Below are 12973 nucleotides of genomic sequence, written 5' to 3'. Positions count from 1 at the left end.
AATATGTTATCATAATTATATAGGAAATATATAAATCATTAAAAAAGGAGATATTATGGCAAATCAAAAAATTTCAAATGAAAATCAATACAGAGGTAATGATGAACTTGATAAAAAGGTAAGAGAAGAAAATAAGGAAGCTGGTGGTGAATCTTTAGATAAGAAACTAAGCCCTGACCAAGAAAACCTTAGATCAATTTCTGATGAAGCAGATGAAAACTCTAACGTAGGCGCAGAAGCTAGAAGAACTAGAGCTGACTTCTCAGAAAATCCATCTGAAGACTAATTTGTATTTTAAAAAGCTAGCCCCTGTTGGCTAGCTTTTTTGTTCTTCTATTTTCTTTCTTAAAATGTCGCCCTCTTCTAAAGGTAGATCTATCTTTATTTTTAAAATTTGTTTTGGTCTATTAGCTATCTCTACTTCATCGCCTTTTTCATCTTCCATATAAGAAACAATATAAGTGTAAAAATCTTTACTATTTCCAAAAATTTCTATTTCATCACCCTTAAAGAACCTGTTTCTTTGTTCAATTGTTGCCACCTTGGATTCTTCATCATAGCCTTTTACAATGCCTATAAAATCATAATTTCTTATATAAGAAGATGTAGTATAAATTTGATCATTTTCATCTGGTTTATTATAAAAGAAACCTTTAGTAAAATGTCTGTGGCTGGCTTTGTTTATTTCATCAAAATATTTTTCACTTATATCTTGATTAAAATTACCTTCATAATAGCTATCTATAGTTTGTCTGTATGATCTAATAACAGTAGCTACATAAAAAGGAGTTTTCATCCTTCCTTCAATTTTAAAACTATCAATACCTGCTTCTATTAACTTATCTATTTCATCAATTAAGCATAAGTCTTTAGAATTCATTATAAAGGTTCCGCCTTTACCGTCTTCTTCTATAGGGAAGTACTCACCAGGTCTGGTTTCTTCTTGAAGGGAGTATTTCCACCTGCATGGTTGTGCACAATCCCCCCTATTGGCATCACGACCTGTCATATAACTTGATAAAAGGCATCTTCCTGAGTAAGAAATACACATTGCGCCATGGATAAAGCATTCTATTTCCATATCGTCTGGTGTATTTTTTCTAATTTCTGTGATTTCTTTTAAAGAGAGCTCACGAGCTAAAATTATTCTTTTAGCTCCCATTTCATACCAGAAGTTAACAGTAGCTGAGTTTGTTACTGAAGCTTGAGTAGATATGTGCAAGTCAATATCTGTATGTTTTTTTGCAAGGGAAAAGATACCAGGATCTGATATTATAAGTGCATCTATTTCAATAGTATTAAGATTTTCTAGATACTCAACTATACCATCCATGTCTCCATCGTGAGGCATAATATTCATAGTTACATGGACTCTTACGTTTCTTTCGTGAGCATAGGCAACAGCTTTTTCTAACTCTTCATTGTCAAAGTTTTTTGCATTTGCTCTTAATCCAAAATTATCTCCTGCAAGATAAACAGCATCTGCACCAAATTTAATTGCTGTTTTTAATTTTTCAAAATCCCCAGCGGGGGCTAGTAATTCTACTTTTTTATCAATCATTATCTCTCCTAACGCTTAGAGTAAGACCATCGCCTATAGGTACTACAGATGTGGTAAAATCCTCTAAATCTGTAATATAGGCTAGGAAATTTCTAAGCCTTTTAACTAAAGTATTCTTTCTTTTTTCCATTATGTCATCATTAGAGACTTCACCTCTAAATAAGACATTATCTGCAATTATTATTCCACCCTTGTTAAGAAGCTTGCTTGTTATTTTAAAATAATCTAAGTATCTAGATTTATTTGCATCTATAAAAATAAAATCAAAGCCTTGATTAATATCTCTCAAGGCTTTCATTGCATCATCATTTATTAGATTTATATCTACATTGTATTTTTTAAAATTCTCTCTAGCGATATCTGCAGTTTCTTTATCTAGCTCTATAGTTGTGATATCTGCTCCAGTATATTTTTTGAAGCAAAGTGAAGAGTAACCAATAGCAGTTCCTATTTCTAATATTTTTTTAGGTTTTGCTATTTCCAAAATGCTGATTATAAGCTCTTTTGTTTGGCTATTCATAATTGGAACATCATTTTCTATAGCATATTTTCTCAAATCGACAAAGTCAGTATCGTTAAGCAAATCTTCTATGAAAAGGGAGGTGTGCTTATAATTAATATTTCCCATCTTCTATCTCTGATATAACTGGTAAAATCATTGGGTCTCTACCAAGTTCGTTATATATATATGATTTTAAATCTTCTCTGATTTGATATTTGATTTGACTTAAGGCCTTAATATCTTGTTTCTTACATTTACTTATAGACCTTATCACAACATCCTTAGCATTTTCTATTATATCTTGGTTTTCTTTTACATAAACAAAACCACGGGATACTATCTCAGGACCTGCTAATAATTCTTGGGTATGTCTATCAAAGGTAATAGAAACTACCATTAGACCGTCCTCAGATAAGTGTTTTCTATCCTTAAGGACTATATTACCTACATCACCAATACCAGATCCGTCTACAAGAACATTACCTGCTTGAACCTTGCCCTTTACACCTGCTGATTTTTTAGTAAACTCAATTATATCTCCATTTTCACATAGGAAGATATTTTCCTTAGGCTGACCCATATCTTTAGCGATATCAGCATGCTTTTGTAGTTGTCTAATTTCACCGTGGGCAGGGATTAAATATTTTGGTGTAATCAATTGGTACATTAGTTTTATTTCTTCTTGACAAGCGTGGCCTGAAGCATGCACCTTAGCTAGGGATGAATAAATAATCTTACAGCCTATTTTTGTTAGGTTGTTTATTGTAGTATTTATTGCCATCTCATTGCCTGGTATAGCAGATGAGGATAAGATTACCATATCAGTTTCGTTTAATGAAATTTGTCTATGTTCTCTATTAGCCATCCTTGTAAGAGCACTTAGTGGTTCTCCTTGGGTCCCTGTTGATAGAATAACTAATTCATCATCAGCATATTTTTTAATAGACTTCATATCTATAAGAGTATTCTTTTTTATCTTTAAATATCCTAATTCATTTGCTATTCTAAAGTTATTTAACATTGACCTACCTGATAGGGCAACTTTTCTATTATATTTTTCTGCTGCGGTTATTATTTGCTGAACTCTGTGAAGATTTGAAGCAAAAGTTGCAACTATTATCCTAGATTTGGCCTGGCCAAAAATATTGACGAAAGTCTCCCCTACTACTTTTTCGCTTAGTGAGAAGCCTTCTCTTTCAACATTTGTAGAATCTGCAAATAAGGCAAGTACTCCTCTTCTTCCAAGTTCAGCTAGTCTTTGTATGTCAGTTGGGTCATTATCTATTGGTGTAAAGTCCATTTTAAAGTCACCAGTAAAGATTATTGTACCTAATGGTGATTTTACTGCTATAGCACAAGCATCTGGAATAGAGTGGCTTACTCTTATAAATTCAGCACTTAGAGTTCCTGCTTTTACAGTATTATTGACATTTACCATCTTAATCTTGTTAGGATTAAGACCATGTTCTTTAAATTTATTTTCAAGAAGACCTTTTGTTAATTTAGAGCAATATACATTGGTATCCACATTCTTTAAAAAATATGGGATAGCGCCCACGTGATCTTCGTGACCATGGGTTACAAATATACCCCTAAGCTTATGTTTATTTTCCTCTACATAAGTGAAATCTGGAATGACTATATCTACTCCTAACATTTCTTCATCAGGAAATGTTAGACCACAGTCTATCATTATCATGTCATTGCCGTATTCAACTAAGGTACAGTTTTTTCCTACTTCGTGTAATCCTCCTATAGGGATTACTCTTAATTTTTTTTCATTTGCCATTATTTCTCCTTATTATTCTGACAATCGGAACAGATTCCATAAATCCTTAAAGAATAATAAGATAAATCAAAATCGTAATTTTGCTTTAGCGAATTTTTAACATCTTCTACATTTAAAAACTCATCTTCTAAAATTTTTCCACAAGATGTACAGATTATATGATCATGGTGATCACTTTCTGGGTCTATTAGCTCATAGGTATAGGCTTGATCTGTAAACTCTTGTTTATTTACTATTCCTAGTTCCTCAAAAATATTCAAGGTTCTATAAATAGTTGCTATACCTACTTGCTTATAATCTTGGTGGACTATAGAAAATAGTTGTTCTGGTGTTAGATGTTTTTCTGAAGAGTTTTTTAAAACATTGAATATCAATTCTCTTTGCTTAGTAAATTTTTGATTATTTCGTTCGAAAATTTTCTTTACTTCTTCAATATTTATCATTATCTCTTCTCATCTCTTCGTAAAATTTTATTATTTCATCTAGTTCTTTTTGATCTTCGATTGTTTTAAATGTTATAATGTCACTTTCATTTATAACTTCCACAATCATAATCATGTCATCACCAATTTCTTCTAGTGCGGCATAATTTTTATCATCTATTCCGAATGTATCTATTATATTAAATTCAACTTCATTATTATTTTCATCCAGTAAAAAGATACTATCCATTACTTCTCCTGTCTAAATAACTTTGCAATATAAAGCTGGCTGCTATTTTATCAATATGTGTCTTTCTATTTTCTCGTCTAACGTTCATATCGATAAGCACAGACTCAGATTGAACTGTTGTAAGCCTTTCATCTTCATAAACAATTTTTATATCAATTCTCTTTTTTATAAGGTCTACAAAGCTCATAACTTTCATAGATTGAGGTCCTATAGTATTATTCATATTTTTAGGTAGTCCTACTACTACTAAAGAAATGTCTTTTTCTTTAATGATTTCCTCAATCCTATCTATATCAAATTTTGCCTTAGTTCTTTTTATTGTTTCGTAAGGTTGGGCTGTTATAAACAAAGGGTCGCTAATAGCGACACCTACTGTTTTACCCCCAACGTCTAATCCCATTATCCTAGTCATTGATGTAATTATTTAATAATTCTTCTATAATCTTATCTCTATCTACTGCTCTAATAAGCTTCCTAGCATTGTTGTGACCTGTTATATATGTTGGATCACCAGATAATAGATAACCTACTATCTGGGAATTTGGCTTATAACCCTTCTCCTCTAAGGCCTTGTAAACTGTTGTAAGAATCTCTCTAATATTATTCTTCTCTATATCTTCTCTTTTGAAAAGCATAGTTTCATTAAGCTTATTGTCAGTCATCCTTTACTCCTTTATGATTTCATAAGCTCTGTTTAAGGCTTTGGCTAAGGCATCAATATCAGTTCCTCCGGCTTGGGCGAAATTCTTTCTACCTCCACCGTTACCACCTGTTATTTGAGCTATCTCTCTTACTATTTTGCCTGCGTTGTACTTATCAGTTAAATTATCATCAACCGAAACAGTAAAGACAATCTTATCACTAACTGTAGCAAAGACAATGATTAAATTATCATATTCGGTTTTAAACCTGTTTTCTAAATCACGTAATTCATCAATACTCGCATTATCAAATTTTGCTATTAGTAGGTTAACACCATTTATATTTTTTATTTTATCTTTTAATTCGCCGTATACATCTTTATTTGATTGAGATTTTAGTCTTTTAATCTCACTATCTTTCTCATCAATATCAGATTTTAGAGAATTAATTCTAGATAAAATGGTGTTCACTTTAGTGTCTAGACTCTTTGCAATTTCTTTAATTGTTGTTTCTTTTCTTATTAAATCTTCATAAACTGCCCTACCGGTTATAGCTTCTATTCTTCTAACACCAGCTGCAGCAGATGTCTCAGATTTAATCTTAAACATTAAAACCTCTGCTGTATTATTTACGTGACAACCACCGCAAAGTTCTATTGAGTAGTCTCCCATTGATACCACCCTTACAACATCCTTATACTTATCTTCAAATAGAGCAACTGCACCCAACTCTTCAGATTTTTTATAATCCATGTATTCTTTTTTTACAGGTAATTGTTCTCTGATTTTGATGTTAATCTCTTCTTCTATAGCCTTTAATTCATCTTGGCTTAGTGCCTTGTTATAAGTGAAATCAAACCTTAATCTATTCTCATCTACTAAAGACCCTGCCTGTTTGATGTCTTGTTTTAAGACGTTTTTAAGAGCTTTGTCTAAAAGGTGGGTAGCAGAATGGTTTCTTTGAATATCTAATCTTCTTTCTATATCTATAACAAATTGAGCTTCAGTATCTTTATTAATTTCACCTTCTGTAAGTTCTACATAGTGAAAAATAATATCATTTTTCTTTTGTACATCAACAACTTTTGCGTATCCATCAGAAGATTTGATGAATCCTGTATCGGCAACTTCTCCGCCGCCTTCTGGATAAAATGAAGTCTTATTACTTATTATTATACCTTTACCTGGAGCTTTTATCGAAGTTTTTTCCTCGCCCTCTTCAAATATAGCTATAACATTTGCACTTATATCAAAACTATCATATCCAACAAATTCTGTCTTTTCTAAGTGGTCAGTAATTAAGTTATCATGTTTATGGTTGTTATCAGTCTTTCTTGCATTTCTTGCAAGATTTCTCTGATTTTCCATTTCAGTTTCAAACTTATCTTCATCTACATCTAGATTTTTCTCTTCTAAAATTTCCTTAGTAAGGTCAAGTGGAAATCCATAAGTATCGTATAACTTAAAGGCTTCACTACCATCTAAAACTTTTTCACTGTTTTTTTCCATATCGGAAATAAGATCATCAAGTTTTTCTAGACCTTGGTTTATTGTCTTTTGGAACCTGTCTTCTTCATCACTAATAATTTGATGGATATTTTCCTTATTGGTAATTAGTTCATCATATTCAGCCTTGTATGTTTCTATAACCTTATCTACAATTTTATTTAGGAAGGCTCCTTCTATTCCTAAAAGTTTACCGTGTCTATAGGCTCTTCTTATAAGTCTTCTTAAAACATAACCGCGTTTCTCATTTGATGGAATAACACCGTCAGATACTAAAAAAGTCATCGCCTTAGCATGGTCTGCAATTACTCTCATTGAAACATCATCAGCTTTGTTAGTTTTGTAGGTCTTATTAGAAAGTTTTTCTATTTCTGATATGATTTCTTTCATTACATCTATTTCAAAAATATTGTCCTTACCTTGAAGAACCATAGCTATTCTTTCAAGACCCATGCCTGTATCTATATTAGGGTGACTTAAGTCTGTGTAGTTACCTTGGTTATCTTTATTAAACTGAGTAAATACTAAATTCCATACTTCCATAAACCTATCTGAGTCGTCATTTCCAGGTTTATTATCATTTTCATCAATAGCTTTCTCTACACCCCTGTCAACGAAAATTTCAGAACAAGGACCACAAGGACCTACTTCTAATTCCCAAAAGTTATCTTCTTTACCTTGTTTTAAGATTCTTTCGGCAGGCATTCCTATTTCATCATGCCAAATATTATAAGCCTCATCATCCTCATAGAATACAGTAACCCATAAATCATCCTTGCTAATCTCTAGTTTTGTTGTTAGGAATTCATAAGCCCAGGTAATGGCTTCTCTTTTAAAATAATCTCCGAACGAAAAATTTCCAAGCATTTCAAAGAAGGTACCATGACGCTCTGTTTTACCAACTCTTTCAATATCGCCAGTTCTTACACATCTTTGTGATGAAGTAGCCCTGTTATTTTTAATTTTAAGTTCACCGGTAAAATATCTTTTAAGTGGCGCCATACCCGCATTTATTAATAAAAGTGTATCGTCATCGATCGGTGTTAATGGAAATGATTTTAATACTGTATGGTTTTTATCATTTCCAAAAAATTCTAAATAGCTTTTTCTAAGCTCATTCATTCCTAAGTTATTCATTAGTTCTCCTTAAATTTCATGCTTAACAATATCTTCCAAAGTAATGGAATCAACAGCTTGGTTTATTAGGTAATCAAGTTTGGTGAAAAGATCATAGGCATCGCATTTATCATTACAATTTACCTTACCACTTACACATTCACTTGTAGTCATATCTCCTTCTAAACTTATTAGAATTTGACCTATAGTTATACTTTCTAAATCCCTATTGATCTTATAACCACCCTTTGGGCCTCTGCTTGATTTGATCAAGCCGTCTTTTTTTAACATTCTTACTAATTGTTCTAAGTAATTTTCTGATAAATTTAAATTTTCACTTATTTCAGAGACAGGTATAAACCCTTTTTCTTGATTTTCTGCTATATAACATATTGCTCTTAAGCCATACCTACCTCTAGTAGATAATTTCATATATACCCCTATACTGTAATCAAATCTTTCATAGCTTCAAAGTACTTATCACCTATTCCGCTAACATTTTTTATATCTTCAATTTTTTGAAATTTATTTTCTTGCCTATAGTCTAAGATAGCCTGAGCTCTTTTCTCTCCGATATTAGGAAGACTCATAAGCTCTTCTTTAGTCGCTAGATTAAGGTTTATCTTTTGACTTTGCGTATGAGCATTACTAGTATTAATCTCGCCAATGGCTAGGTTAGTATCAGATGTACTTTTGTTTTGATTTTCATCAATATTGGGTATGTATATTTTCATCTGATCTTCTAACCTCATGGCAAGGTTTATAGAATTTAAATCAGCTTTTTCAGTAAAGCCTCCTGCTCTTTTAACAAGATCATCTAGCCTATCTCCGTCTTTAATATCATACACACCAGAGTTAACTACTTCTCCAGATATATAAATTTTTTTATCTTCATTAGATAAATTATTTGAACTTTCTTCGATTTTTTCACTGATTTCATCTTTTTCTTCTGTAGTATTTGTCATTATAATCTCGTCTTCATTTTTAGTAAATATATCTTTTATACTATCATTTGACAAAATATTTGCTAAAAGAAAGACTAGAACTATTACTCCTGCAAAAATTATTTTATCTTTCTTATCCTTAGGCATACTAACTCCTATAATAGGTGTGAGAGATTAATTCTCCCACAAATTATCTAAATCATAAAACTTTCTTTGTTTTTGAGTAAATATATGGATAATAATATCACCTGCATCAATTAAAATCCATTCTCCCTCACGGAGTCCCTCTTTTGATAAAAGTTCATAACCTTCCTTGTGAAGATCCTCTTCTATATAATCAGCTAAGGCTCTAGTTTGATTAATAGAATTACCTGTAGCAACTACAAAATAATCAGCTACAGATGAATCTTCAAGCTTTATAACATTTATATCCTCAGCTAACTTATCTTCTAATGTTTTAACTATTATATCTAATTTTTCCATTTTTCTCCTCAATAAAGTAATTTCTCGCATCAAAGCTTAATGGATTTATTAAAGCTTTTCTTCCTATCAAAAAAATTATATTGTTATCTAATAAGGCTAGCATTGCCTCATTCAAATTTCTATAGGAAATGCTACGAAGTTTACTAATTCCTTTAAAATCTCTTCCTGGTTCTATAGCATCAGCAATAAAGATTATTTTTTCCAAATCACTCATATTAGCTCTTCCAGTTGTGTGATATTTTATAGCCCTTAATATATCCTCATCGTATATATTATACACTTTTTTTGCTACTTCTGCTCCTAAAAATGAATGCAAGACAGGGTCCTTGGTTGAATTGATAGGATATTTTGAAAGATCAATTTTAAGCTCTCTTATATAGGCTTTCTCGTTATATTTTGCACAGTCATGAATAAGACCTGCAAGATAGGCTTTTTTGCTATCTACGTTAAATTTCCCAGCAAGTTCTCTTGCTTTCTCCGCTACTCTTAGGCTATGTTTATATCTTTTTTCTCCTATATCATTTCTCAACTTAGTTTTCATCTCTTCTAATTTATTCATACAAACACCTGCTATTAATTATATACTGAACTTCATCTTTTACTAAATACTTTATACTTTTCCCTTCCTTAGCTAGTTGTCTTATAAGTGTCGAAGATATATTGATATTTAATAAATCTATCAGAAATATATTTGGATTATCTTTTTTAACTTTTTCAATTTTCTTAATAAGTTCTTGATTATCTCCGATATTTTCTCTAGAAAAGACGATGATATTATAATCAAGAATTTTTTTATAATTTTTCCATGTATCTATGGTCACAAATGAATCTTCGCCCATAATATAAAATATCTCATGGTTTGATAATTTTTTTATAAAATATTCCATGGTATCGTGGGTATAGATGACCTTATTATTGGCAGATTCATAGCTGGATAAAATTATTTTGGGATTATCCTTAATAGCCTCTGCTACCATTTCTACTCTAATATCTGCCTTGGTTTTATCCTTGTGTTTTTTATGAGGCGGGTTTGAACTTGGAAGAATTATTACCCTGTCTAAATTTAATTCATTAATTGCATTTTCAATTACTATTAAGTGACCCAAGTGAATTGGATCAAAAGTCCCACCGTATAAACCTATTCTCATTATAGATTATAAAAATTATTATCGTTTTTTCTATAGATAGTTATTATTGAACCAATATGTGATATAAATTCACAGTTTAATTTTTCAATTATAGTATCGATAATATAATCAGCATCATCTAGGTTATTATTTAAAATTTTTACCTTGATAAGTTCTCTAGCTTCAAGAGCTTCATCAATGGCTTCAAGTAGTTTATCTGATATAGATAGCTTACCAATATTTATTATCGGTTTAAAATCGTGAGCTTCTTGCTTTAGCATAGCTCTCTGTTTACCTGTCAACATAATTCCTCCTATTCATAATACTCAAAGACAATATCGCCTACTGCAACATTATCTCCGTCTTCAATTCCCATTTTTTTTAGTTTATCAAATACTTCCATTTCTCGTAGAGTAGACTCAAAGTAAATCATTGAATCGTAATCATCTATATTGACTTTCTTTAAGAGATTATTAACCCTCTTACCATATACAAGGTAAATGTCATTTTCTCTTTTTATATTTAGATCAAAATCTACTTCTTTATTATAGAACTCATCTAAAAAGTCCTCATCTACTTTTTCATATAAACTAAATTCTTCTTCACTTGATTTTTCAAGTTCTTCTGTAACATAATCTATCATTTCTTTTATACCCGAAGTAGTTGCAGCAGAAATTTTGAAAATTTTATACTTATCTCCAAAATTTTCGATAAATTTACTAGCATTGTCATTGCTATCTAGTTCTGATTTATTAAGTGCTACAATCATAGGTTTTTTAGACAAGTTTTTATTGTAGAGTTCTAATTCTTTATTTATTAGTTTAAAATCATCTATTGGATTTCGTCCTTCAATGCCAGATATATCAACTATATGAATTAATACCCTACACCTTTCTATATGTCTTAAAAAATCATGTCCTAATCCAGTGCCCTCACTTGCACCTTCAATAAGTCCTGCTATATCTGCTACTATAAAACTTCTTTCTCTATCAACTTTAACAACCCCCAAATTAGGATCAATGGTAGTGAAATGATAGTTTGCTATTTTGGGCCTAGCCTTTGTAATTACGGATAGAAGAGTTGATTTACCTACATTAGGTAGTCCAACTAGACCAACATCAGCAAGGACTTTTAGTTCAAAAACCAAATCAATTTCTTGACCCTTTTTTCCAGATTCAGCAAATCTAGGTGCCTGTCTAATAGAGTTTTTAAAGTGGACGTTACCACGTCCTCCCCTACCGCCTTTGGCTATTAGAAATTCTTCCCCATCTTTTTTCATATCTTTGATTATGGTATTAGATTCAGCTTCTCTAATTAGTGTACCAACAGGGACTGGTATATAAAGGTCTTCGCCTTTTTTGCCAAATTTTTTACTCTTTCCACCCTGTTCTCCACTTTGAGCCTTAAAATCTTTCTTATATCTAAATTCTTCTAGTGTAGATAGGTTTCTTGTTGCTTTTATATAAATAGAGCCACCGTCACCGCCATCTCCACCTGCAGGACCTCCGGTAGGTTCGTATTTTTCTCTCCTCCAGGCAACAGCACCATTACCACCATCTCCTGCCTTAAGCCTTATTTTTGCTATATCAATCATAGGTTTCCTTTCATAAAAAAAGGCTTGCCAAAGGCAAGCTTAATTTTTATCTCTTATTGTGCATAAACAGATACTTGTTTTCTGCTTTTGCCTTTTCTTTCAAATTTTACAACACCTTCACATGATGCATAAAGAGTATCATCAGCACCTCTTTTAACGTTATTACCTGGGTGAATTTTTGTTCCTCTTTGTCTAACAATGATTGTTCCAGCGTTTACAAACTGACCATCAGCTCTTTTAACACCAAGTCTTTTAGCTCTTGAGTCTCTACCGTTTTTTGTAGATGAAACTCCCTTTTTACTTGCAAATCTTTGTAAATTAATATTTAATATCATGATTTCTCCTTATAATTTAATTTTACGTAGCTGCTATAATTACCTAAAAGTGTTTCTATACCTGTCTTAAAGTAATCAAAGATAATACTTGTATCCCTATTTGGATTATAAATCTCTAATGACATAACTACTTCATCATCAGAAAATTCAGTATCATCTGTATATTTATCAAGAGTATTTACACAGCTATAGGCAAGTATAGTTACAGCTGAACATACAAGGTCTTTGCCGTATTCATCATAGTTGGCATGACCTCTTATTTCAAAACCTACTATTTCGTCTTTCTTATTGATTAATAAATCAATAACGATCATTAAAGACTTATGCTATTAATTTTTACTAAAGTATAAGGTTGTCTGTGGCCGTGTTTTTTTCTGTATTGTTTTTTAGGTTTAAATTTATAAACAACAATTTTCTTATCTTTATTTTGATCTTCAACTGTTGCTGATACCTTAGCACCTTCAACTAATGGAGAACCAACTTTAAGTTCACCGTCATTGGATACTAATAGTACTTGATCAAAATCTACAGTCTCACCAACTTCGTAAGCAAGTTTTTCAACTCTTACCAAGTCACCTTCTGATACTTTGTATTGTTTTCCACCTGTTTTAATAATTGCGTACATGGAAAGCCTCCTAATTCTTATATTCTCGCCAGCGTTCGGGGATCAGAGCCCTAGCTGAGCGGTCTACTCATATATACT

19 protein-coding genes are annotated in these 12973 nt (G+C 31.6%); 1 reads left to right on the top strand and 18 read right to left on the bottom strand.

Features of this window, described 5'->3' with window-relative positions:
• The first annotated feature begins 55 nt into the window (after positions 1-55).
• Positions 56-286: an elastin-binding protein EbpS gene (locus tag Q0410_RS02925; protein ID WP_299032675.1), complete on the top strand. Its 231-nt coding sequence runs from the start codon at positions 56-58 to the stop codon at positions 284-286.
• A 30-nt stretch (positions 287-316) separates the two neighbouring features.
• Here Q0410_RS02925 and Q0410_RS02920 read toward each other — a convergent pair whose 3' ends face one another.
• Genes Q0410_RS02920 through rplU form a run of 18 tightly spaced genes read right to left on the bottom strand, consistent with a single transcriptional unit; the run spans position 317 to position 12895 of the window.
• Positions 317-1561 (bottom strand): U32 family peptidase, encoded by a 1245-nt coding sequence (locus tag Q0410_RS02920; protein ID WP_299032674.1) that lies wholly within the window; start codon positions 1559-1561, stop codon positions 317-319.
• On the bottom strand, positions 1554-2189 hold the full coding sequence (locus Q0410_RS02915; protein ID WP_299032673.1) for an O-methyltransferase: 636 nt from the start codon (positions 2187-2189) through the stop codon (positions 1554-1556). Before Q0410_RS02915 ends, Q0410_RS02920 begins: the two co-directional genes overlap by 8 nt.
• The gene (locus tag Q0410_RS02910) at positions 2176-3852 is read right to left on the bottom strand and encodes a ribonuclease J (RefSeq protein WP_299032672.1); all 1677 of its coding nucleotides are present in this window, start codon (positions 3850-3852) and stop codon (positions 2176-2178) included. The genes Q0410_RS02915 and Q0410_RS02910 overlap by 14 nt, the downstream gene beginning before the upstream one ends.
• Positions 3852-4292, bottom strand: coding sequence for a Fur family transcriptional regulator (locus tag Q0410_RS02905; protein WP_299032704.1), 441 nt, complete (start codon positions 4290-4292; stop codon positions 3852-3854). The genes Q0410_RS02910 and Q0410_RS02905 overlap by 1 nt, the downstream gene beginning before the upstream one ends.
• Positions 4282-4524 (bottom strand): DUF1292 domain-containing protein, encoded by a 243-nt coding sequence (locus Q0410_RS02900; protein WP_299032671.1) that lies wholly within the window; start codon positions 4522-4524, stop codon positions 4282-4284. Before Q0410_RS02900 ends, Q0410_RS02905 begins: the two co-directional genes overlap by 11 nt.
• Positions 4517-4936 carry a Holliday junction resolvase RuvX gene (gene ruvX, locus Q0410_RS02895; protein ID WP_299032670.1) on the bottom strand — a complete coding sequence of 140 codons (420 nt, stop codon included), beginning with the start codon at positions 4934-4936 and terminating at the stop codon, positions 4517-4519. The genes Q0410_RS02900 and ruvX overlap by 8 nt, the downstream gene beginning before the upstream one ends.
• The gene (locus tag Q0410_RS02890) at positions 4929-5186 is read right to left on the bottom strand and encodes an IreB family regulatory phosphoprotein (RefSeq protein ID WP_299032669.1); all 258 of its coding nucleotides are present in this window, start codon (positions 5184-5186) and stop codon (positions 4929-4931) included. The genes ruvX and Q0410_RS02890 overlap by 8 nt, the downstream gene beginning before the upstream one ends.
• Positions 5187-5189: 3 nt before the next feature.
• Positions 5190-7808: an alanine--tRNA ligase gene (gene alaS, locus Q0410_RS02885; RefSeq protein ID WP_299032667.1), complete on the bottom strand. Its 2619-nt coding sequence runs from the start codon at positions 7806-7808 to the stop codon at positions 5190-5192.
• A 9-nt stretch (positions 7809-7817) separates the two neighbouring features.
• The gene (locus Q0410_RS02880) at positions 7818-8219 is read right to left on the bottom strand and encodes an Rrf2 family transcriptional regulator (RefSeq protein WP_299032665.1); all 402 of its coding nucleotides are present in this window, start codon (positions 8217-8219) and stop codon (positions 7818-7820) included.
• Between the two features lie 8 nt (positions 8220-8227).
• Positions 8228-8878, bottom strand: coding sequence for a helix-hairpin-helix domain-containing protein (locus Q0410_RS02875; RefSeq protein ID WP_299032663.1), 651 nt, complete (start codon positions 8876-8878; stop codon positions 8228-8230).
• Between the two features lie 27 nt (positions 8879-8905).
• The gene (gene rsfS, locus Q0410_RS02870; RefSeq protein ID WP_299032661.1) at positions 8906-9214 is read right to left on the bottom strand and encodes a ribosome silencing factor; all 309 of its coding nucleotides are present in this window, start codon (positions 9212-9214) and stop codon (positions 8906-8908) included.
• Complete coding sequence (gene yqeK / locus Q0410_RS02865) at positions 9189-9773, bottom strand: bis(5'-nucleosyl)-tetraphosphatase (symmetrical) YqeK (RefSeq protein ID WP_299032659.1); 585 nt, start codon at positions 9771-9773, stop codon at positions 9189-9191. Before yqeK ends, rsfS begins: the two co-directional genes overlap by 26 nt.
• Positions 9766-10362 carry a nicotinate (nicotinamide) nucleotide adenylyltransferase gene (gene nadD / locus Q0410_RS02860; RefSeq protein WP_299032657.1) on the bottom strand — a complete coding sequence of 199 codons (597 nt, stop codon included), beginning with the start codon at positions 10360-10362 and terminating at the stop codon, positions 9766-9768. The genes yqeK and nadD overlap by 8 nt, the downstream gene beginning before the upstream one ends.
• Positions 10362-10646: a ribosome assembly RNA-binding protein YhbY gene (gene yhbY / locus Q0410_RS02855; RefSeq protein WP_299032655.1), complete on the bottom strand. Its 285-nt coding sequence runs from the start codon at positions 10644-10646 to the stop codon at positions 10362-10364. Before yhbY ends, nadD begins: the two co-directional genes overlap by 1 nt.
• An 8-nt stretch (positions 10647-10654) precedes the next feature.
• The gene (gene obgE, locus Q0410_RS02850) at positions 10655-11935 is read right to left on the bottom strand and encodes a GTPase ObgE (RefSeq protein WP_299032653.1); all 1281 of its coding nucleotides are present in this window, start codon (positions 11933-11935) and stop codon (positions 10655-10657) included.
• Positions 11936-11988: 53 nt separating this feature from the next.
• Positions 11989-12270, bottom strand: a complete 282-nt coding sequence (rpmA, locus tag Q0410_RS02845; RefSeq protein WP_367178691.1) for a 50S ribosomal protein L27 — start codon at positions 12268-12270, stop codon at positions 11989-11991.
• The gene (locus Q0410_RS02840) at positions 12267-12584 is read right to left on the bottom strand and encodes a ribosomal-processing cysteine protease Prp (RefSeq protein ID WP_299032651.1); all 318 of its coding nucleotides are present in this window, start codon (positions 12582-12584) and stop codon (positions 12267-12269) included. Before Q0410_RS02840 ends, rpmA begins: the two co-directional genes overlap by 4 nt.
• A complete protein-coding gene (rplU, locus tag Q0410_RS02835) occupies positions 12584-12895 on the bottom strand; it encodes a 50S ribosomal protein L21 (protein ID WP_299032649.1) in 312 nt (103 codons plus the stop codon). Before rplU ends, Q0410_RS02840 begins: the two co-directional genes overlap by 1 nt.
• Between the last annotated feature and the right edge of the window lie 78 nt (positions 12896-12973).

Source organism: uncultured Anaerococcus sp. (genome assembly GCF_937934665.1).
GTDB lineage: Bacteria > Bacillota > Clostridia > Tissierellales > Peptoniphilaceae > Anaerococcus.
Note: the sequence above shows the minus strand (reverse complement) of the source record. Positions and strands in the feature narration are given on the sequence as shown.